Annotated in this window: 19 protein-coding genes; 10 read left to right on the forward strand and 9 right to left on the reverse strand. The window is 68.3% G+C overall.

Annotation, left to right across the window (positions count from 1 at the left end):
• Positions 1-185: 185 nt before the first annotated feature.
• Genes FB547_RS10245 through FB547_RS10255 form a run of 3 tightly spaced genes read right to left on the reverse strand, consistent with a single transcriptional unit; the run spans position 186 to position 3,767 of the window.
• Positions 186-1,511 carry an NAD(P)/FAD-dependent oxidoreductase gene (locus FB547_RS10245; protein ID WP_145741836.1) on the reverse strand — a complete coding sequence of 442 codons (1,326 nt, stop codon included), beginning with the start codon at positions 1,509-1,511 and terminating at the stop codon, positions 186-188.
• 13 nt (positions 1,512-1,524) lie between these two features.
• Positions 1,525-2,244: a cupin domain-containing protein gene (locus FB547_RS10250; RefSeq protein ID WP_145741838.1), complete on the reverse strand. Its 720-nt coding sequence runs from the start codon at positions 2,242-2,244 to the stop codon at positions 1,525-1,527.
• 41 nt (positions 2,245-2,285) lie between these two features.
• Positions 2,286-3,767 carry an aldehyde dehydrogenase family protein gene (locus FB547_RS10255; RefSeq protein WP_145741840.1) on the reverse strand — a complete coding sequence of 494 codons (1,482 nt, stop codon included), beginning with the start codon at positions 3,765-3,767 and terminating at the stop codon, positions 2,286-2,288.
• A 94-nt stretch (positions 3,768-3,861) separates the two neighbouring features.
• On the opposite strand from FB547_RS10255, the gene FB547_RS33575 reads away from it, so the two are divergent.
• From FB547_RS33575 to ligD, 7 genes are all read left to right on the forward strand, one after another.
• Positions 3,862-4,362, forward strand: a complete 501-nt coding sequence (locus FB547_RS33575; RefSeq protein WP_261380254.1) for a DUF3606 domain-containing protein — start codon at positions 3,862-3,864, stop codon at positions 4,360-4,362.
• 50 nt (positions 4,363-4,412) lie between these two features.
• Positions 4,413-5,366, forward strand: coding sequence for a cation diffusion facilitator family transporter (locus FB547_RS10270; RefSeq protein WP_145741842.1), 954 nt, complete (start codon positions 4,413-4,415; stop codon positions 5,364-5,366).
• Positions 5,367-5,443: 77 nt separating this feature from the next.
• Positions 5,444-5,623, forward strand: coding sequence for a hypothetical protein (locus tag FB547_RS10275; RefSeq protein ID WP_145741844.1), 180 nt, complete (start codon positions 5,444-5,446; stop codon positions 5,621-5,623).
• Between the two features lie 173 nt (positions 5,624-5,796).
• Positions 5,797-7,302: an ATPase domain-containing protein gene (locus FB547_RS10280; protein ID WP_145741846.1), complete on the forward strand. Its 1,506-nt coding sequence runs from the start codon at positions 5,797-5,799 to the stop codon at positions 7,300-7,302.
• 65 nt (positions 7,303-7,367) lie between these two features.
• Positions 7,368-8,849, forward strand: a complete 1,482-nt coding sequence (locus FB547_RS10285; RefSeq protein WP_225613032.1) for an ATP-binding protein — start codon at positions 7,368-7,370, stop codon at positions 8,847-8,849.
• Positions 8,846-9,859 carry a lysylphosphatidylglycerol synthase domain-containing protein gene (locus FB547_RS10290; RefSeq protein WP_145741847.1) on the forward strand — a complete coding sequence of 338 codons (1,014 nt, stop codon included), beginning with the start codon at positions 8,846-8,848 and terminating at the stop codon, positions 9,857-9,859. Before FB547_RS10285 ends, FB547_RS10290 begins: the two co-directional genes overlap by 4 nt.
• Complete coding sequence (gene ligD, locus FB547_RS10295; RefSeq protein WP_145741849.1) at positions 9,838-12,390, forward strand: DNA ligase D; 2,553 nt, start codon at positions 9,838-9,840, stop codon at positions 12,388-12,390. Before FB547_RS10290 ends, ligD begins: the two co-directional genes overlap by 22 nt.
• A gap of 46 nt (positions 12,391-12,436) precedes the next feature.
• Here the strand turns inward: ligD and FB547_RS10300 are convergent, their stop codons facing one another.
• The 4 genes from FB547_RS10300 to FB547_RS10315 form a co-directional block, all read right to left on the reverse strand.
• Complete coding sequence (locus FB547_RS10300; protein WP_145741851.1) at positions 12,437-12,676, reverse strand: hypothetical protein; 240 nt, start codon at positions 12,674-12,676, stop codon at positions 12,437-12,439.
• Between the two features lie 161 nt (positions 12,677-12,837).
• The gene (locus FB547_RS10305; RefSeq protein WP_145741853.1) at positions 12,838-13,962 is read right to left on the reverse strand and encodes a phosphatidate phosphatase App1 family protein; all 1,125 of its coding nucleotides are present in this window, start codon (positions 13,960-13,962) and stop codon (positions 12,838-12,840) included.
• A complete protein-coding gene (locus FB547_RS10310) occupies positions 13,959-14,492 on the reverse strand; it encodes a dihydrofolate reductase (protein ID WP_145741855.1) in 534 nt (177 codons plus the stop codon). The genes FB547_RS10305 and FB547_RS10310 overlap by 4 nt, the downstream gene beginning before the upstream one ends.
• Before the next feature lie 4 nt (positions 14,493-14,496).
• On the reverse strand, positions 14,497-15,336 hold the full coding sequence (locus FB547_RS10315; RefSeq protein WP_145741856.1) for a thymidylate synthase: 840 nt from the start codon (positions 15,334-15,336) through the stop codon (positions 14,497-14,499).
• A 36-nt stretch (positions 15,337-15,372) separates the two neighbouring features.
• Here FB547_RS10315 and nthA point away from each other — a divergent pair, with 36 nt between their 5' ends.
• From nthA to FB547_RS10330, 3 genes are read left to right on the forward strand one after another with little or no spacing between them, the layout of a single operon-like run.
• Complete coding sequence (gene nthA / locus FB547_RS10320) at positions 15,373-16,002, forward strand: nitrile hydratase subunit alpha (protein WP_145741858.1); 630 nt, start codon at positions 15,373-15,375, stop codon at positions 16,000-16,002.
• Positions 15,999-16,664, forward strand: coding sequence for a nitrile hydratase subunit beta (gene nthB, locus FB547_RS10325; protein WP_145741860.1), 666 nt, complete (start codon positions 15,999-16,001; stop codon positions 16,662-16,664). The genes nthA and nthB overlap by 4 nt, the downstream gene beginning before the upstream one ends.
• Positions 16,661-17,035: a nitrile hydratase accessory protein gene (locus tag FB547_RS10330; RefSeq protein WP_145741863.1), complete on the forward strand. Its 375-nt coding sequence runs from the start codon at positions 16,661-16,663 to the stop codon at positions 17,033-17,035. The genes nthB and FB547_RS10330 overlap by 4 nt, the downstream gene beginning before the upstream one ends.
• On the opposite strand, the gene FB547_RS10335 is transcribed toward FB547_RS10330, so the two are convergent.
• Together FB547_RS10335 and FB547_RS10340 are read right to left on the reverse strand one after the other, a co-directional pair.
• On the reverse strand, positions 17,032-18,465 hold the full coding sequence (locus tag FB547_RS10335; protein ID WP_145741865.1) for an FAD-binding oxidoreductase: 1,434 nt from the start codon (positions 18,463-18,465) through the stop codon (positions 17,032-17,034). The two genes, FB547_RS10330 and FB547_RS10335, sit on opposite strands and share 4 nt — an antisense overlap.
• Entirely contained in the window at positions 18,462-18,869 is a 408-nt protein-coding gene (locus FB547_RS10340; RefSeq protein ID WP_145741867.1) for a DUF2069 domain-containing protein, read from the reverse strand. The genes FB547_RS10335 and FB547_RS10340 overlap by 4 nt, the downstream gene beginning before the upstream one ends.
• Between the last annotated feature and the right edge of the window lie 27 nt (positions 18,870-18,896).

Genomic DNA, 18,896 nt, shown 5'->3' on the forward strand with positions numbered 1-18,896 from the left:
CGGGCCACCGCTGTGGCCGTCGTTGCAGCCTGTTCATAGGCATCGCCCAGGTGGCAACGGGCATCTCCGCTCCATGACTCGCCGGCCCGATGCGCCGGGAACCGCAGAGAGTGGTTTCAATCGCTGAACTGCACTGCGGCCGGCCCAGCCTGATTCGTGCCGCTCGAAGACGCGGATACCGCAGCCTAGAAATCAGCGACCTTGCCCCATGCCGAGTTGCTGAAGCGCTCCGGCCGGTAGGGCATGGGATCCACGATCGGTTCGGCGCCGCTGGCGAGGTCCGCGATCAGGTGGCCGGCGCCAGGGCCGATGCCGAAGCCGTGTCCGGAAAAGCCCGCGGCCAGGATGAAGCCCGGCATACCGGGCACCTCGCCGATGCCGGGAACACCGTCCGGCGTGCTGTCGATGTAGCCGGCCCAGGCATGCGTGATCCTGGCGTCGCGAAGCTGGGGCAGCAGTTCGATGGCGCGGCGGTGGGTCTCCCTGACCGTGGGCAGATCGGGCTTCGGATCGAGGATGCGCACGCGCTCCATCGGCGTCGGCGCGTCGAGCCGCCAGCGTGCGAGCGTTTCGTGGCCACTCCGAATGGCTTCCAGGCCGCCCGGGCGAAGGTTGCGCCAGCGCTTGGCGAACATGGGCACGAATTGCGGCGCGAAGCGCATGAACTGCCCTGTCGGGTCCACGCGTGCACGGCCGCTGATGGCCAGTGCATAGCGTCCGTCGTTGCGGCGCGTGGCGGACACGCCCGCGCTCACCACGGCATCCGGCAGGCGCTGCTCCACCGGCGACACGCTCAGTATGGATTGGCGGATCGAGGCCTGCGGAAAGCGGATGCCCAGCTGCCGGCAGAACGAAGACGCCCAGGCGCCGCCGGCCAGCACGGCCGTCCGGGTCTTGATGACCCCGGCTTCCGTGATCACGCCGCTGACCCGTCCGCCTTCCGTCTCGATGCCGCGGGCCGCGCAGTTCTGGTGGACGCTGCCGCCGAGCTTGATGAGCGCAGCAGCCACGGCCGGCGCGGCCTTGCCGGGATCGGCGGTGCCGTCGCTGGGCGAGAAGACGCCGCCCTTCCAGGCGCGGCCGGTCGCATGGCCGCGCTCGGCGGCCTCGCGGGCACTCAGCATGAGGGTCGTCACGCCTGCGGTCTTCGCAAAATCGCGCCAGCTGGCCCAGCGGGAAATCTCGGCCTCGTCATTGCTGAGATACAGCAGCCCGCAGCGATGAAAACCGGTGTCTTCGCCGCTCTCGGCGGCGAATCGTTCCCAGAGATCGAGGCTCTTCGTCGCTAGGGGTAGTTCGCGGGCATCGCGGTTCTGCTGCCGGCACCAGCCCCAGTTGCGGCTCGACTGCTCGGCGCCGATCCGGCCCTTCTCCACCAGGGCGACCGACAGGCCGCGCCTGGCCAGGTAGTAGGCGCTAAAGACACCGATGATGCCGCCGCCGATCACGACGACATCGGCCGAAGCCGGCAGCGTGGGTGAAGTCTGGATGTGTTGCAGCGGGGGTGACATCTCGCTCCCCGATTCAAGCCGGGACGCTTTGGCACACGTAGAACTTCGCCACGCGATCGCTGCTTTCCCAGCCGATCGGTGCGCCCTGGGGCACGAACAGCGCGTCGCCGGCCGCCGTAGAAAGCACGCTGCCGTCAGGCGCTGCGAAGCGCACGCTGCCGGCCAGCAGATGCATGAACTCGTTCATGCGATGCGGCCGAACGATGCGGTGGTAGGGGGTCGAGTCCCAGGCGCCGGCGCTGTATTGCGCGCCGTCGTCGATGAAGACCTTGTCGCTGCGGCACGCCGGCGCGGGGCCCAGCAGCACTTCCGCGGGCAGCGTCGCGGTGGGCTTGAAGTCGGCGGCGGCGTGCAGCGGGAAGACGCCGCGCTTCGTCGGTCTTTCGCAAGCGGCCGCGCAGAACACGAAGCGCACGCGGGATTCGGCCTGGACATGAAGCGAGGTGCCGCATCCGATGACGGCGCCCGCCTGGGGACCGACCACCAGCGGGGCTGCCCCGGCCGCTGTCAGGGTCAGCTCGCCCTCGACCACGACGATGGTTTCGATGTGGGGATAGCTCGCGACTTCGAGCTCGCCGATGAAGCTGGTGCGGCCCGCGCTCATCGCGTCGGGTCCTTCCCACGCGATCTCGCGATGCCGCGCAAAGGGGTCGTCCTTGCCGAACGGCGCCCTGCGGAAAGCGGTGGAAAGAGGCGCACCATCGGCGCGGTGCAGTACGAGGGCCACGGTCATGATTGCTCCAGCGCGATGCGCAATGTCTTCTTTGAAATCTGTCATTCGGTCGCGGGTGCCGAGGCATCCTGGAAGCCGAGAATGGCCTTGGTTTCCAGGTACTCCTCGAGACCTTCGATACCGTATTCGCGGCCGTTTCCGGAGCGCTTGTAGCCACCGAAGGGGGCATGCGGATTCCAGGCCGGATAGTTGATGTGCACCTGCCCGGACCGGATCCGCGCCGCGACGGCACGCGCCGCGGCCAGGTCCTTTCCTTGCACGTGGGCGCCCAGTCCATAGACGGTGTCGTTGGCAATTTCCACGGCCTCGTCCACGCTGTCATAGGGAATCAACACGAGCACCGGCCCGAAGATCTCCTCCTGCGCGATCTGCATCCGGGAATGCACCGCGGTGAAGATGGTCGGTCGGCAATAGAAGCCGCGGCTCAAGCCCTCCGGCCGGCCGAGGCCGCCGCAGACAAGCCGCGCGCCTTCGGCGATGCCGACACCGATCATTTCCTGCACGCGATTGAACTGCGCGCGGTTCGCCACGGGGCCGTGCGTGGTCTGCTGCGAACGCGGGTCGCCCACGACCATGCCGGATGCCGCCTCGAGCGCGATCCGCTCGACCTCCTGCAGGCGCGCACGGGGCACGATCATGCGGGTCGGAGCACTGCAGGACTGGCCGACGTTGCGGAAGCCGGCCGCCACGCCTCCTGGTACGGCGCGCGCCAGGTCCGCATCCGGCAGGATGAGGTTGGGAGATTTTCCGCCGAGTTCCTGGGCCACGCGCTTCACCGTCGGGGCCGCCGCCTGGGCCACCAGCACGCCGGCCCTTGTCGAACCGGTGAACGAGACCATGTCCACCTCCGGATGCTGCGCCAAGGCCGCGCCGACCTCCGGTCCGCTCCCGTTCACGAGGTTGAACACACCGGGCGGGATGCCGGCGTCTTGCATCACTTCGGCAAAGAGCAAGGCGCTCAGGGGCGACAGCTCGCTGGGCTTCAGGACGACCGTGCAGCCTGCTGCCAGGGCGGCTCCGACCTTGGCTGTGATCTGGTAGAGCGGCCAGTTCCAGGGTGTGATCAGGCCGCACACGCCGATGGCTTCGCGCAGGATGGCCATGTCCCCGCGATGGGTGACAAACGCATAGCCGCGCGCATTGTCGCGGGCCACGCGGATGTGCTCCGCTGCTGACGGCACCTGTGTGCGGCGCGCGAAGTCGATGGCCGCGCCCATCTCCAGCGAGATCGCCTGGGCGAACAGTTCTGCGCGCTCGAGGATCAGGGCGTGGACGCGATCGAGGAGCAGGGCCCTGCTCTGGGCGGAACGCACGGACCAGGCCGCGAATGCACGCCGGCCCGCGGCCACGGCCGCAGCGACATCTCCTGCGCTGCCCAGCGCGATCTCCGCCACAGGCTCCTCGGTCGACGGGTCGACGACGCTGCTGCGAGCCTGCGTTTCGGGCACGGCCCACTCGCCGTCGACAAACATGCGGTCCAGGCGCCCAGCGCGCCTCAGGTGCTCGACGATCGAGGAGTTCATGGATTGATGGGGCCTTTGCATGTCCAAAATCTTAGGCCGTGCATCCCGCGGGCCGGTGCTTCAATGGGGGTCTTGAACAAAGCAGGCTGCCGTTGTGCGAGCCGCGACAGCAGATCCTGCCGTCGTGCATCTTGGCCACACGGTGCAGGGCGAGCCGGTGGAGATATTTCCCTCTCTCGGCAGCAGTTGCCTGGACGAGCCGCTGCTGCGCCATCCGATGGATGCGGTATTCCCCACGGCCACGCGCACCGCGGCACGTCCGAGGAAGAAGCGGAACTGGCTTCATGAAACATCCCGAAACCGCAGCAGACGACAGCATGTAGAACATGTCCTGCATCAGCCATGGCGTCCGGCTGGCATGGCGGCTTCGCCGGGCGGTGAAACTCCCGTCTCCAACCCACCTGGAGACCCCGCGATGCCGGACGACATGGAGATCCGCGTCCCACAGGACGACGAGCGAATCGACATCACCGACCTGAAAGAGGTCGACTACTGGACGAAGTGTTTTGGCGTCAGCGAGGCCCGCCTGCGCATGGCGGTCGCGTCAGCGGGGACCATGAAGGACGACCTGCGGATCTACCTCGGCCTTCCCTGAAGGCCGGGCTGAACGCAAGGGCCGAGCGGCGCACCGCCGTCCGAATCCCTATGGCCGCCGAATCGAAGCTTGCGATCTACGGCGCCATCGCGGCCAATGTGGCCATTGCCGCCACCAAGTTCACGGTCGCCGGCATCACCGGCAGTTCGGCCATGCTGTCCGAAGGCATCCATTCGGCGGTCGACACCTTCAACGGCGTCCTGCTGCTGGTGGGCATCCGGTTGAGCCAGCGGCCCGCGACCACCGAGCATCCCTTCGGCCACGGCAAGGAGCTGTACTTCTGGAGCCTGATCGTCGCGGTGCTGATCTTCGGGCTGGGCGGCGGCGTGTCGTTCTACGAGGGCATCCAGCACATCCGCAAACCGGAGCCGATGCGCGATCCGGGCTGGAACTACCTGGTGCTGGGCCTGGCCGCATTGTTCGAAGGCGCGAGCTTCCTGGTTGCACTGCGGCAGTTCCGTGTCCAGTCGCACGGCGCTCCGTTCTGGCGCGCGCTCGGGCAGAGCAAGGACCCCACCACCTACACCGTGCTGGCCGAGGATTCGGCGGCGCTGGCCGGGCTGGCGGTGGCGGCGCTGGGCATCTACTTCAGCCACCGGCTCGGCATGCCCGCGCTGGACGGCGCGGCCTCGGTGGTGATCGGGCTGCTGCTGGCCGGCGTGGCGGTGCTGCTGATCAGCCAGGCCCGCGGGCTGCTGATCGGCGAGGGCATCCGCCCCGAAACCGCGCGCGCCATCCGCAGCCTGGCCATGGAGCAGCCGAGCGTGCAGGACGTCGGCCACGTGCTGTCGATGTACATCGGCCCCGACGAGGTGCTGGCGGTGGTCGACCTGAATTTCAGGGAGGGCACGGCGACCGGCGAAGCCGCCGATGCCATCGCCGCGATCGAGCAGCAGGTGCGCGGGCGTTTCCCGATGATCCGGCGGCTCTTCATCGAGGCGAGCGAGGCGCCCGTGGAAGACGCGGCTTCCGCGCGGGCCGGCGGGATCGTCGGCGTTGGCTGACGGCCGCTGGCGCCATTGCCTGAGCGCTGCCGTGCCGCAGGCACTCCACTGTCGGGGCTCATTCAGGAGGTCCAGCGATGAACAAGCCACCGCCCGAGCGCCGCGAGCGTTCCCCCGACGAACCGGAAATCACCCAGGAGGAATCCGTGCCCACGGATGGAAAGGACACCGAGGGCGAGAAGCAGATGAAGAAGGTCGAAAACAAGAAACTCCAGGACCCCGGCGATGCCGAGCGCAAGACGCCGGACAAGTCCTGAGGCCGTCCGCGGCCGGCGCGCAGCGGCCGCGGCGCAGTGGCGTTGTCTTGTCCCGAAGAAGGGTGATGCCCTACAACCCAGGGGCCGCAGCTCCTGATAAAAATTCTTGCGCCAGCAGATCGCAAGCAGAACAGGGCAGAAAGGACTGTCTGTCCGACGATGGAGGAAGAAAAATGAAACTCGACGGCACGGCCTTGCCGTCCGCCCAGGACGGCCTGATGAAAGTCGGTGTTCCCGGCCTCGACGATGTTCTTGGCGGCGGGCTCACGTCCAACCGCCTCTACCTGGTCGAAGGCACGCCCGGTGCCGGCAAGACCACCATCGCGCTTCAGTTCCTGATCGAAGGCGCGAAGCGCGGCGAGTCGGTGCTGTACGTCACCTTGTCGGAAACCGCGCAGGAGCTCAAGGGCGTGGCGCGTTCCCATGGCTGGGACCTGAGCGGCATCGAGGTGCGCGAGATGCTGCCGTCCGAGGCCGCGCTCGAGCCCGACGAGCAGTACACGATGTTCCATCCATCCGAGGTCGAGCTCAGCGAGACGACCCTGCGCATCCTCTCGGACGTCGATGTGCTCAAGCCTTCGCGCGTGGTGTTCGACTCGCTGTCCGAACTGCGCCTGCTGGCCGGCAGTTCGCTGCGCTACCGGCGGCAGATCCTCGCGCTCAAGCAGTTCTTTGCCGGACGCCAGTGCACGGTGCTGCTGCTGGACGACATGACCGCCATGAAGCACGACCTGCAGGTGCAGAGCATTGCCCATGCGGTGATCCGGCTCGAGCAGATCAGTTCCGACTACGGGGCCGCGCGGCGCCGGCTGGTGGTCAGCAAATACCGGGGCCAGCAGTTCCGCGGCGGCTACCACGACTACCGCATCGAGCGCGGCGGCCTGCGCGTCTTTCCGCGCCTGGTTGCTTCCGAGCATCCCTCGGCACCGGCGGCCACGCAGGCGCGCATTCCCAGCGGCCTGGAGGCGCTCGACGCGCTGCTGGGCGGCGGCCTGGAACGCGGCACGAGCACGCTGTTCGTCGGCGCGCCGGGCACGGGAAAATCGACGGTGGCCGTGCAGTTCGCGCTGGCGGCGGCGCGGCGCGGCGAATGCGCGGCCCTCTTCATCTTCGACGAGAGCATCCACACGCTGCGCACGCGCTGCGAAAGCATGGGCATGGACCTGGGGCCGTTCATCGAATCCGGCCGCATCAAGGTGCGGCAGGTCGACCCCGCCGAACTGTCGCCGGGCGAGTTCGTGCACCTGATCCGGCTGGCGGTGGCGGAGTGCGGTGCGGCGGTGGTGGTGATCGACAGCCTCAACGGCTACCTCAACGCGATGCCCGACGAGCGCTTCCTGATCGTGCAGCTGCACGAGCTGCTTTCCTACCTGGGCCAGGCCGGCGTCGCCACGCTGCTGGTGGGCGCGCAGCATGGCCTCATCGGCATGCAGATGAAGACGCCGGTGGATGCGAGCTACCTGGCGGATGCGGTGGTGCTGCTTCGCTACTTCGAGCTCGAGGGCGAAGTGCGCCAGGCGATCTCGGTGCTCAAGAAGCGCGGCGGCGCGCACGAGCGCAGCATCCGTGATTTCTCGATGACCGCCACAGGCCTCAAGGTCGGCGAGCCGCTGCGTCATTTCAGGGGCATCCTGACGGGCATTCCCGTTCCCACCGACGGCGTGCAGCGCGCATCGTGAGCCCGCCCGCCGCATCCGCCGAGCAGCGCATCCTGTTGCGGACCGCAACCTCCAGGGACGCCCTCATGGCAAGTGCCGTGCTGGCCCGCGCGCAGATTGCGGCCTACACCTGCGACAGCCTGTGCGAGCTCGTGCGGGCTATCCAGGAAGGCGCCGGCGCCATCATGCTGGCGGAAGAGGTGCTGGCTGATCCGGCCGCGGCCGCGCTGGCCGAAGTGCTGGGTTCGCAGCCGCCGTGGTCCGATCTGCCGGTGCTCGTTCTTGCTCGCCAGGGCGCGGATTCGCCCGTCATCGTCAAGGCCATGGACCGGCTCGCGAACGTCACCGTGATCGAGCGGCCGATGCGCGTGGCCTCGCTGATCAGCACGGTCCGCACGGCACTCAGGGCGCGCAACCGGCAGTACCAGCTGCGCGAGCTGCTCGACGGCCTGCGCGAATCCGACCAGCGCAAGACCGAGTTCCTTGCAACGCTGGCGCACGAGCTGCGCAACCCGCTCGCGCCGATGAGCACTGCGCTCACGCTCCTGATGCGCAAGCCGCACGAGCCCGCGGAGGCCCGGCGCTACTACGAGCTCATGGGGCGGCAGATCGACCACATGGTGCGGCTCGTGAACGACCTGATGGAGGTCTCGCGCATCACGCGCGGCAAGATCGAGCTGCGCATGGAGGCGGTCTCGCTCGAAGCGGTGATCGAGGACGCCATCGAGCTGAGCCGGCCGCTGCTCGAAGGCGCCAGGCACACGCTGAGCACGCGGCTGTGCAGCGAGCCGGTCGTGGTGCGGGGCGATGGCGTCCGCCTCACGCAGGTGTTCTCCAACCTGCTCAACAACGCCGCAAAGTACACCGCGCCCGGCGGAAAAATCCGCATCGTGCTGCGCCGGGAAGGGCGCGACGCCGTGGTCGAGGTCTGGGACAACGGCACCGGCATTGCGCCGGACATGCTGAAGTCGATCTTCGAGATGTTCGTGCAGGTGAGCGGCACTTCCAAGGCGGCGCAGGGCGGCCTGGGCATCGGCCTCACGCTGGTGAAGAGCCTGGTCGAGCTTCATGGCGGCAGCGTCGAGGCAACCAGCGCGGGCCTGGGCCAGGGCGCGATGTTCTGCGTGCGCCTGCCGCTTGCCCGCGTCGAGGCCGGCGTGCCCGCGTCGTCGGCACCGGCCGTTCGCGGCTGGCCGGCCTCGTTGCCGGGCACGGTGCTGATCGTCGACGACAACCGGGACGCGGCCGATGCACTGGGCGAACTGCTGCGCTCGATGGGCGCCACAACGCGCGTGGCCTACAGCGCAGATGCCGCGCTGCGCATGGTGGCCGAGGGTCTGGCGCCCGGGCTCGCGATCCTCGACATCGGCATGCCGGGCATGGACGGCTGCGAGCTCGCAACCAGGCTGCGCGCCAACCCCGCGCTGGCCGGATTGATCCTCGTCGCACTGACCGGCTGGGGCCAGCACGGCGACAAGGAGCGCATTGCGGTGGCCGGGTTCGACCACCATCTGCTCAAGCCGCTTGACCTGCCGGCGCTGATCTCGACCCTGGGGGCCGCGCCATGAACCATGACGCGACCATGCTTTCGGCGGCGGACCATCCGGCCGGCAGGCCCTCGCTCTGGCGCCGCTGCCGCCGATGGCTGCTGCCGCTGCTGGGGCTCGCGGTGCTGGGCCTGCTGCTGTCGCATGCGCACAAGGTCGACTGGGCAGGCGCATGGGAGGCGCTGCAGCGCTATCCGGCGATGCTGCTGCTGGGGGTCTGGACCATCGCAACCGCGAGCCACGCGCTCTACGGATGCTTCGACCTCATCGGCCGGCGGCACACGCGCCACAGGGTGCCGCGCTGGCGCACCTGGGCCATTGCGGTGACGAGCTATGCCTTCAATCTCAACCTGGGCTCGCTGGTCGGCGGCATTGCGATGCGTGCCCGGCTCTATGCGCGCGCGGGCCTCGATGAAGCCGTGGTGGCGCAGATCGTCGGCGTGAGCCTGGCCACCAACTGGCTCGGCTACGGGCTGCTGGCCGGCGGCCTGTTCGCCGCTGGCGTCATCACGCCGCCGCGCCAGGCGAGCATCGGGGCGGACGCGTTGCGCGCGCTCGGCGTGCTGATGATTCTTCTCGCGGCAGCGTATGTGGTGGCCTGCGCCTTTTCGCGCGGGCGGCAGTGGCAGCTGCGGGGGCGGCGGGTGAGGCTCCCTTCGGCGCAGCTTGCGGTCGTCCAGCTCACGCTCTCCGCCGCCAACTGGGCATTGATGGGCTGCGCGATGTACCTGCTCCTGGGCCGGCAGGTGCCGTACGCCACCACGCTGAGCGTGCTGCTGGCCGCGTCCATCGTCGGCGTGATCACGCCGATCCCGGCCGGGCTCGGCGTGCTCGAGGCGGTCTACCTGGCGCTGCTCTCAGGCACCGTGCGCCAGGGCGAGCTGATGGGGGCCGTGCTGGCCTACCGCGCGCTCTACTACCTGCTGCCGCTGGCCGGCGGCCTGGTGCTCTACCTGCTGCTCGAACGCTACGCGGCGGGCCATCCGCTGGACGTGGAGGCCGACACACCATGGCGCGCGCAAACCCCCTGAAGCGCTACAAGGCAAAGCGCAACTTCGGCGCCACGCCCGAGCCCGAGGAGGGCGGCGCATCGGCGCCCGGCGTGCTGCAGTTCGTGGTGCAGAAGCACTGGGCGACCCGGCTGCATTACGACTTCCGCATCGAGCTCGATGGCGCCATGAAGAGCTGGGCGGTGCCCAAGGGCCCGAGCTACGACACGCACGACAAGCGCATGGCCGTGCATGTGGAAGACCATCCCATCGCCTACAACCAGTTCGAGGGCGAGATACCGCCCCGGCAGTACGGCGCGGGCAAGGTGATCATCTGGGACAAGGGCAGTTGGACGCCCATTGGCGATCCGCGCAAGGGCTACAAGGCGGGGCACCTCAAGTTCGAGCTGCATGGCTACAAGCTGCGCGGCAAGTGGGCCCTGGTGCGCATGCACGGCAAGGCCGATGACAAGCAGGACGCGTGGCTGCTGATCAAGGAGCACGACGAGTACGCCCGCCCGGCCGCCGAATTCAGCGTGGTCGACCAGTTCCCGGACAGCGTGGCGCAGATGCCGATGCCCGCTGCGGCGGTCTCGGCGCCCGCCGAGGCACCGCCCGCACCGGCAAGAAAGCGCGGCAAGGCATCGGCCGGCGGCATGCCCGCCGATGCGGTGAAGGCCGCCATGCCCGCCAAGCTCTCGCCGCTGCTCGCCACGCTGGTCGACGGCCCGCCGCCCGATCCGCAGAACTGGATCTACGAGATCAAGTTCGACGGCTACCGCCTGCTCGCGCGCATCGATGCGAAAGGCGGCGTGCAGCTGCTCACGCGCAATGGCCATGACTGGAGCGGCCGCATGCCGCACCTGCTGCGCGCGATCGAGCGCATGAAGCTCGCGCCCGGCTGGCTTGATGGCGAGATCGTGGTGCTCAACGAGTCCGGCGGCACGGACTTCCAGGCCTTGCAGAACGCCTTCGACAGCGAGAACACGCGCAACATCGTTTACTTCCTGTTCGACTTGCCCTACTACGGCGGCTTCGATCTCACCGGCGTGCCGCTGGTGGAGCGCCGCGGCCTGCTGCAGGCGCTGCTTGCCAAGGCGCCGCCCGAAATCCGCTTCAGCGAGATCTTCGATGCGCCGCCCGAGGACATCGTGGCCTCGGCCTGCAAGGTCGGGCTCGAGGGTGTGATCGGAAAGCGCAAGAACAGCACCTATGCCTCGCGCCGCTCGCCCGACTGGATCAAGCTCAAGTGCTCGCAGCGGCAGGAGTTCGTCATCGGCGGCTACACCGATCCGAAGGGCTCGCGCGTGGGCATCGGCGCCTTGCTGATTGGCGTGCACGACGACAAGGGCGAGCTGGTCTACGCTGGCGCGGTGGGCGCGGGCTTCAATGGCCGAACGCTCGCCGACATGCTCGAAAGATTGAAGCCGCTCGGCATCGACCGGCGGCCGTTCAAGAACCCGACCGAGAACGACCGGCGTGCGCACTGGGTCAAGCCGGTGCTGCTGGCCGAAGTCACGTTTTCCGAATGGACCAAGGACGGCCATGTGCGGCATCCGGTGTTCCACAGCGTGCGCTCGGACAAGCCCGCCAGGGCCATCGTCCGCGAGAAGCCGGTGCACCAGGCGGGCGCCGGCCGTGAACCCAGGCCCGAGCCCGAACCTGCCGCCACCATGCCCGCCAACTTCAAGGTTTCGCACGCCGACCGCGTGGTCGACCCGTCGACCGGCATCACCAAGGTGGAAGTGGTGCGCTTCTACGGCCTGGTCGCGCCGCTGATGATGCCGCACCTCAAGGGCCGGCCCGTGTCGTTCGTGCGCGCGCCGCAGGGCATCAACGGCCAGCTGTTCTTCCAGAAGCACCTGGAGCTCGGCCAGATGGCCGGCGTGCGGCAGCTCGACGCGGCACTGTGGCCGAAGCACCCCGAGCTGATCGAGATCGCGGGCCCGCTCGGGCTGCTGAGCGCGGCGCAGATGAACGTCATCGAGTTCCATACCTGGAACGGCCTGAAGACGCTCATCGGCAAGCCCGACCGCATGACCTTCGACCTCGACCCGGGCGAGGGCGTCGGCTGGCCCATGGTGCTGCAGGCGGCGGAGCTGATGCGTGTGGTGCTGGACGAACTGGGCCTCGCGCCGTTCTGCAAGACCAGCGGCGGCAAGGGGCTGCACGTGGTGGTGCCGCTCAAGCGGCAGTACGACTGGGACACCATCAAGGATTTTTCCCAGGCCATCGTGCGCCACATGGCGCGCACCCTGCCGCAGATGTTCGTCGCCAAGAGCGGGCCGGGCAACCGCGTCGGCCGCATCTTCATCGACTACCTGCGCAACGGCTTCGGCGCGACCACCGTCTGCGCCTGGTCGGTGCGGGCGCGTCCCGGCATGGGCGTGTCGGTGCCGGTGGAATGGCAGGAGGTTCCCACGCTCGCGAGCGGTGCGCAGTGGACCCTGCGGAACATCCATGCACGGCTCGACCGCGGCAACGATGCATGGGCCGCGTATGCAAAGGCTGCAAAGAGTCCGGGAGCCGCAATGAAGCTGCTGGGGTTCGAGGCCGACGTGCGCAAGCGCTAGCCGGATCCCGCGCGGAACGCGGGGCCCGCGAGCGCGGCGATGGCGTTCAGAGTTCGATGAAGGCCGAGGTGGCCTTGTTCAGCGCCAGCTTGCCCTTGGCGGTGATCGATTCCACCTGGGCGAGCTGGCGTATCGCGCGATCGTCCGGCGCGTGGCTGGACGGCGGAATGAAAGCGGTCACCAGCTCGGCCGCACGCAGCACGCGCAGCCTGTCGATGTCGGCTGGCGTGTGGACGACGTATGGCAATTTCTGCTCGGCGATGACCCGAAGAAACTCCATGGACATGAGCCGTCTCCTTGTCTGGGTGGTGGAGAGAACATTCTGCGGAAAAAATCACAGTTTTGCCTAATCCCTGTGAGGCACATGACTTTCCGATGTGTACCTAAGTGTTCTTTTGTCGCCGGTGCTGGAAACCAAGGTGCCGAAGGTGTTTCGGCGGCGGGCGCTCACCTTGCCCGCTGGATCGGTGCCGGGGCCCGTTCGGGGGAAAGAATCTGCCAGAGGCCGGGGGCCACGCCTTCGAAGGCGGCCGCGTAGCGCTCGGCGCGGCTGTCCTCGCCGGTCACGTCGCGTATGGCGATGCTGTCGATGCGGCCGGGATGGGTGCGAACGACCTGCCCGTAGATCTCGGGATCGCTCTCGCCCGAATCGCCCACCAGCATGAACCGGCGCTGCGGAAAGTCGGCCAGCAGGCGCTCGATCACGCCGAGCTTGTGCGTGCGCGAATCCTGCTCGCCGGGAATGAGCGTGCGCCAGGTCGTGCTTTCGCGCAGGTGCATGCTGCCCATGGGAAAGTCCGCATCGCGAAGAAAATCGGCGAGCGCGGGGTACAACTGCATCGGGCTGGCCGAGAGATAGTGGAAGCGCGTGTCCGGCGCCTTGGCCAGCGTGCGGTAGTACGCCGCCATGCCCGGTGCCGCTTCGAAGCGCCGTGCAAACGTGTTCAGCAGCATCTCGCGCCGATCGCGCACCTGGGTGCGCTTGATGGTGTCGTCGATGTCCGAAATGATCGACAGGCCTTGCGCGGGAACGATCAATGCCTCGCCCCTGAAGCGGTGCAGCAGTTCGCCGGGCCCGGTCACGGCATGGAACTTCAGCCACTCGCTCGAAGGCGGCATGCGGGGCGGGTCGATGACGATGCGCATGTTCATGCGGCCGTCGGCGCCCGAAGGCGGCGTGGGCACGCGCGCGGCACTGCCTTCGAAGTCGAGTTCGAACACCTTGCCTTCTTCCGATTCGGCGTGGAACAGCGCGGTGCGCTGGTTGAAGCGCAGCCGTGCCGCGGGCGAGAGCTTCTTGAGGCTCAGGCCCAGGTAGCGCGCGAACGCGGCATTCAGGCCCCAGCGGCGCTCGGGTTCGTAGACCCAGGCATGGATGTCGACCTCGAGCCGGCCATCGCCGGTGGGGCGCGCGGTGCCGGGGATGAAGAGCGCTTCTTCGTCGGGATCGAGCCGCTCGGCCGCGCGCAGCGCCTGCATGGGCGCCAGGCCGCAAAGCAATGCGGCGCCGACCACCAGGGAGCGGCGCCGCAGCGGCGCAGCGGCGATGGTGCGCGGCTCGCCTGCGTTCATGCCTTCGGCGCGGCGATGCGTTCGTAGGTCACGAAGCTGTAGTGCAGGCCTTCCTTGGCCGAGACGTGCGATTCGCGCCTGGTTTCGCGCCATTCGGAAGGAGCCAGTTCCGGCGCATGCGCATCGCCTTCGTAGTCGCGCGCGATCTCGGTGACGACGGCCTGCTGTGCCAGCGGCTGCGCCTCGGCATAGATCTGCGCGCCGCCGATGATCCAGACATCGGGCACTTGCGAATCCTCGCACAGCGAGAGCGCCTCCTGCAGGCTGCCCGCGCGCTGCGCGCCTTCGGCTTTCCAATCGTCCTGCCGCGTCACGACGATGTTCCAGCGGCCGGGCAGCGGCCGGAAACGCGGCGGCAGCGAATCCCAGGTCTTGCGGCCCATGACGACCGGCGCGCCGCCGGTCTGCTGCTTGAAGTGCGCCAGGTCTTCAGGCAGGTGCCAGGGCATGAAGCCGTTGGCACCGATCACGCCGTTGGCGGCGCGCGCGAAGATCAGGTGGATGCGCGGTGTCGTCATGAGGCCGGACATGGGCTCACACCGCCACCGGTGCCTTGATGGGATCGTGGTGCCGGTAGTCGAGCACTTCGAAGTCTTCGTACTGGTAGTCGAAGATCGAGGCCGGCTTGCGCTTGATGTTCAGCGTGGGATACGGGTAGGGCGTGCGGCTCAACTGCAGCGCCACCTGCTCGGCGTGGTTGCTGTAGATGTGGCAGTCGCCGCCGGTCCAGATGAAGTCGCCCACGTCGAGCTCGCACTGCTGCGCCACCATGTGGGTGAGCAACGCGTAGCTTGCGATGTTGAAGGGCACGCCCAGGAAGATGTCGGCGCTGCGCTGGTAGAGCTGGCAGCTCAGCCTGCCGCGCTCGCCGGGTGCCTGCGGCGGCGCCACGTAGAACTGGAAGAAGGCATGGCAGGGCATGAGCGCCATCTTGGAGAGCTCGGCCACGTTCCATGCGCTCACGATGATGCGGCGCGAATCGGGGTTGGTCTTCAGGGTCTTGATGACTTCGGAGATCTGGTCGATGTGGCCGCCGTCCGGCGTGGGCCAGCTGCGCCACTGCACCCCGTACACCGGACCCAGGTCGCCGTCCTCGCGCGCCCACTCGTCCCAGATGGTGACGCCGCGCTCCTTGAGCCAGTTGTTGTTGCTGGAGCCGGTCAGGAACCACAGCAGTTCCTGGATGATGGACCGCAGGTGCACCTTCTTGGTGGTCACCAGCGGAAAGCCTTCGTTCAGGTCGAAGCGCATCTGGTGGCCGAACACGCTCTTGGTGCCCGTGCCGGTGCGGTCGCTCTTGTGGACGCCATGGGTGTCCACATGGCGCATGAAATCTTCGTACTGGGAGCGGACGGGGCGGCTGGGCGAGGTCATGTTGGGAATTTTACGGGGCGGCGCTAGCATTGGCCGATGACCGGCCATGACCACGTCCACGGACACAGCGAACTCGGCGAGATGGACCTGCGCGTGCGGGCACTCGAAAGCGTGCTCACCCAGAAGGGCTACATCGATCCGGCCGCGCTCGACGTGCTGATCGATACCTACCAGACCCGCATCGGCCCGCGCAACGGCGCGCGCGTGGTGGCCAGGGCCTGGGTCGACCGGGAGTTCCACGACTGGCTGCTGCAGGATGCCACCGCGGCCATCGCCTCGCTGGGCTACACAGGCCGGCAGGGCGAGCACATGGTGGCGGTGGAAAACACCGCCGAGCAGCACCACATGGTGGTGTGCACGCTGTGCAGCTGCTATCCCTGGCCGGTGCTCGGCCTGCCGCCCACCTGGTACAAGAGCGCGCCGTACCGCTCGCGGGCCGTGAAGGATCCGCGCGGCGTGCTGGCCGATTTCGGCACGGTGCTGCCCGAGTCGACGCGCATCCGCGTCTGGGATTCGACCGCCGAGGTGCGCTACCTCGTCATACCGCAGCGCCCGGAAGGCACCGAAGGCCTGAGCGAAGAAGAGCTTGCCGCGCTGGTCACGCGCGATTCGATGATCGGCACGCGGCGGGTGGAAGCACCCGCAACGCCGGGGAGCGCCGCATGAGCTATCTCACGCATGCCGACCTCGGCGGCCAGCCCGGTTTCGGCGCGGTCACGCCCGAGCCCGAAGGCGAGCTGTTCCATGCCGCGTGGGAGCCGCGCGCGCTGGCGCTCACGCTCGCCATGGGCGCGACCGGCTCCTGGAACATCGATGCGAGCCGCGCCGTGCGCGAGACGCTGCCGGACTACGCAAACCTGAGCTACTACCAGATATGGCTCGGCGCGCTGGAGCAGCTGATGCTGAAGCGCGGCCAGGTCTTTGCGGACGAACTCGCATCGGGCGAAATGCGCCATCCCGCTGCACCGGTCGCCCGCGTGCTGCAGGCCGCCGGCGTTCCGGCCGTGCTGGCCAAGGGCTCGCCCACCCGGCGCCCCGAGGCCGGCCCGGCGCGCTTCGCCGTCGGCCAGCGCGTACGCATGCACCGCGGCAAGGTCGACCACCACACGCGGCTGCCGGGCTACGTGCAGGGCAAGCGCGGCGTGATCGAACATGTGCATGGCGCGCATGTGTTCGCCGATTCGAATGCGCAGGGCCGGGGCGAGCAGCCGCAGTGGCTCTACACCGTGGTCTTCGACGAGGCCGAGCTCTGGGGCGAGGACGCGCCGCGCCAGAACCTCGCGGTGTCGGTCGATGCCTGGGAAAGCTACCTGGAGCCTGCCGCATGAACAGCGGCGGCATGCCACCGCCCGCGCTGGCGCCCGGCATGCCGCGCGATGCCGACGGGCCGGTGTTCAACGCACCCTGGGAAGCCCAGGCCTTCGCAATGACGCTGGCACTGCATGAGCGCGGCCTCTTCACCTGGGCCGAGTGGGCCGAGGCGCTCGCCGCGCAGATCGCCGCCGCGCAGGCCGCGGGCGACCCCGACACCGGCAACACTTATTACCGCCACTGGCTCGCCGCGCTCGAAGGCCTGGTCGCGCGCAAGGGCGTGAGCTCGGGCGACGAACTCGCGCGCTACCGCCACGCCTGGGACCACGCGGCCGACCGCACGCCGCACGGGCAGCCCATCGAGCTGCGCGGCGAAGACTTCGCCTAGACGCGGATCACCCGCCCCGGATTGAGGATGTTCTTCGGATCGAGCCCGCGCTTGATCGCACGCATCATCTCCAGCGCCACGGGCGACTTGTGCTTCTCGAGCTTGTCGACCTTGAGCGAGCCCACGCCATGCTCGGCCGAGAACGAGCCGCCGAACTTCTCGACCGCGTCGTACACCAGCGTGTTGATGCGCTCTTCCTCGTTCTTCAGGAAAGCCTTGGTGTCGATGTTCTCGGGCGCCTGCACGTTGTAGTGCAGGTTGCCGTCGCCCAGGTGGCCGAAGTTCACCAGCCGCACGCCGGCGATCTCGCGCGCCAGCAGGGCGTCGGTTTCTTCCACGAAGGCCGGAATGCGCGACACCGGAATCGAGATGTCGTGCTTGATGTTCAGGCCTTCCTCGGCCTGCGCGAGCGGAATGCTCTCGCGGATGTGCCAGAGCTGGTGCGCCTGCGCGAGGTTCTCGGCCACCACCGCATCGGTCACGCAGCCGTCTTCGAAAGCCGTTTCGAGCAGTGCCTCGAAGCGCGAACGCGCGTGGTCTTCGGATTCGCTGTCGGAGTTCTCGAGCAGCACGCAGTACGGCACGGCCTCATCGCCGATGAACGGCACGCGCAACTGCGGCATGTGCTTGTCGACCAGGCTCAATGCAAACCGGCCCATCACCTCGAAGCCCGTGAGGCCCGAGCCCAGCTGCCTGTGCGCCAGGCCCAGCAGCGTGACCGCGTGGTCGAGCGAGGGCACCGCGGCCCAGGCCGTGAGCTGCGCGGCGGGCAGCGGGTAGAGCTTCATCGTCGCCGCGGTGATGATGCCCAGGGTGCCTTCGCTGCCGATCATCAGGTCGCGCAGGTCGTAGCCGGTGTTGTCCTTGCGCAGCCCGCTGGTGCCTTCCCAGATCTCGCCCTGCGGCGTGACCACCTCGAGGCCCAGGCACAGCTCGCGCGTGTTGCCATAGCGCACCACCTGCGTGCCGCCGGCATTGGTCGCCAGGTTGCCGCCGATGGTGCAGCTGCCCTCGGCCGCCAGGCTCAGCGGGAACAGGAAGCCCTGCTTCTCGGCCGCCTCCTGCAGCGTCTGCAGGATGCAGCCGGCCTCCACCGTCATCGTGAGGTTGGCGGCGTCGATGGTGCGGATGGCGTTCAGCCGCTGCAGGCTCAGCACCACCTGCGTGCCGCTGTCGTCGGGAATGGAGCCCACGGCGAGGCCGGTGTTGCCGCCCTGCGGCACGATGGCCGTGCCGGCCGCGGCGCAGGCCTTGACCACCTCGGCCACCTGCTGCGCATTGGCCGGCCGCACCACGGCCAGCGACTTGCCGCGCGCGCGCTTGCGCCAGTCCTGTTCGTAGGCGCTAAGGTCGCCCTCGTTCAGCACGTGCTGCGCACCGACGATGGCACGCAGCTGATCGACGAGGGAAGCGGAAGAAGAAGTCGTCATGGGGTGGAAGTCTCCAGTTGGCGGGCCGCCTTGGCGTTGCGCAGGCGCAGCCTGACGTGCAATGCGCAGGCGGTGAAGAGCGCGAGGCACAGCAGCACCTCGATGAGCGCGAGCACCTGGCCCACGCCGTTGGTGTCGCTCCAGGCGCGCACCACGCCCTCGGTGAAATAGAGCCAGATCATCAGGCTGACCCAGCGGTAGGTGTACATGCGGTTCTTGTAGAGCCCCGCGAGCGGAATGACCAGCGGCAGCACCTTGAGCGCCAGCAGCGAGCCGCCGGGCCGCAGCGGCGCGAGCCACAGCTCCCAGGCCAGGCCCAGCACGATCAGACCGGCGAGGCTGCCCACGGCGAGCCAGCGGGTGGCGCTGACGGAAGAAGAGGTTTGCGGCGTGATGGTTGTCATGGGCGGAACACCGCGGAACCTGAGGCA

The sequence above is a fragment of the Variovorax beijingensis genome, assembly GCF_007828835.1.
Taxonomy (GTDB): Bacteria; Pseudomonadota; Gammaproteobacteria; order Burkholderiales; family Burkholderiaceae_C; genus Variovorax; species Variovorax beijingensis_A.

Coding starts and splice junctions, on each gene's coding strand:
- FB547_RS10245 (WP_145741836.1), bottom strand. CDS start 1,511: ATGTCACCCCCGCTGCAACACATCCAGACTTCACCCACGCTGCCGGCT.
- FB547_RS10250 (WP_145741838.1), bottom strand. CDS start 2,244: ATGACCGTGGCCCTCGTACTGCACCGCGCCGATGGTGCGCCTCTTTCC.
- FB547_RS10255 (WP_145741840.1), bottom strand. CDS start 3,767: ATGAACTCCTCGATCGTCGAGCACCTGAGGCGCGCTGGGCGCCTGGAC.
- FB547_RS10270 (WP_145741842.1), top strand. CDS start 4,413: ATGGCCGCCGAATCGAAGCTTGCGATCTACGGCGCCATCGCGGCCAAT.
- FB547_RS10275 (WP_145741844.1), top strand. CDS start 5,444: ATGAACAAGCCACCGCCCGAGCGCCGCGAGCGTTCCCCCGACGAACCG.
- FB547_RS10280 (WP_145741846.1), top strand. CDS start 5,797: ATGAAACTCGACGGCACGGCCTTGCCGTCCGCCCAGGACGGCCTGATG.
- FB547_RS10285 (WP_225613032.1), top strand. CDS start 7,368: ATGGCAAGTGCCGTGCTGGCCCGCGCGCAGATTGCGGCCTACACCTGC.
- FB547_RS10290 (WP_145741847.1), top strand. CDS start 8,846: ATGAACCATGACGCGACCATGCTTTCGGCGGCGGACCATCCGGCCGGC.
- ligD (WP_145741849.1), top strand. CDS start 9,838: ATGGCGCGCGCAAACCCCCTGAAGCGCTACAAGGCAAAGCGCAACTTC.
- FB547_RS10300 (WP_145741851.1), bottom strand. CDS start 12,676: ATGTCCATGGAGTTTCTTCGGGTCATCGCCGAGCAGAAATTGCCATAC.
- FB547_RS10305 (WP_145741853.1), bottom strand. CDS start 13,962: ATGAACGCAGGCGAGCCGCGCACCATCGCCGCTGCGCCGCTGCGGCGC.
- FB547_RS10310 (WP_145741855.1), bottom strand. CDS start 14,492: ATGTCCGGCCTCATGACGACACCGCGCATCCACCTGATCTTCGCGCGC.
- FB547_RS10315 (WP_145741856.1), bottom strand. CDS start 15,336: ATGACCTCGCCCAGCCGCCCCGTCCGCTCCCAGTACGAAGATTTCATG.
- nthA (WP_145741858.1), top strand. CDS start 15,373: ATGACCGGCCATGACCACGTCCACGGACACAGCGAACTCGGCGAGATG.
- nthB (WP_145741860.1), top strand. CDS start 15,999: ATGAGCTATCTCACGCATGCCGACCTCGGCGGCCAGCCCGGTTTCGGC.
- FB547_RS10330 (WP_145741863.1), top strand. CDS start 16,661: ATGAACAGCGGCGGCATGCCACCGCCCGCGCTGGCGCCCGGCATGCCG.
- FB547_RS10335 (WP_145741865.1), bottom strand. CDS start 18,465: ATGACGACTTCTTCTTCCGCTTCCCTCGTCGATCAGCTGCGTGCCATC.
- FB547_RS10340 (WP_145741867.1), bottom strand. CDS start 18,869: ATGACAACCATCACGCCGCAAACCTCTTCTTCCGTCAGCGCCACCCGC.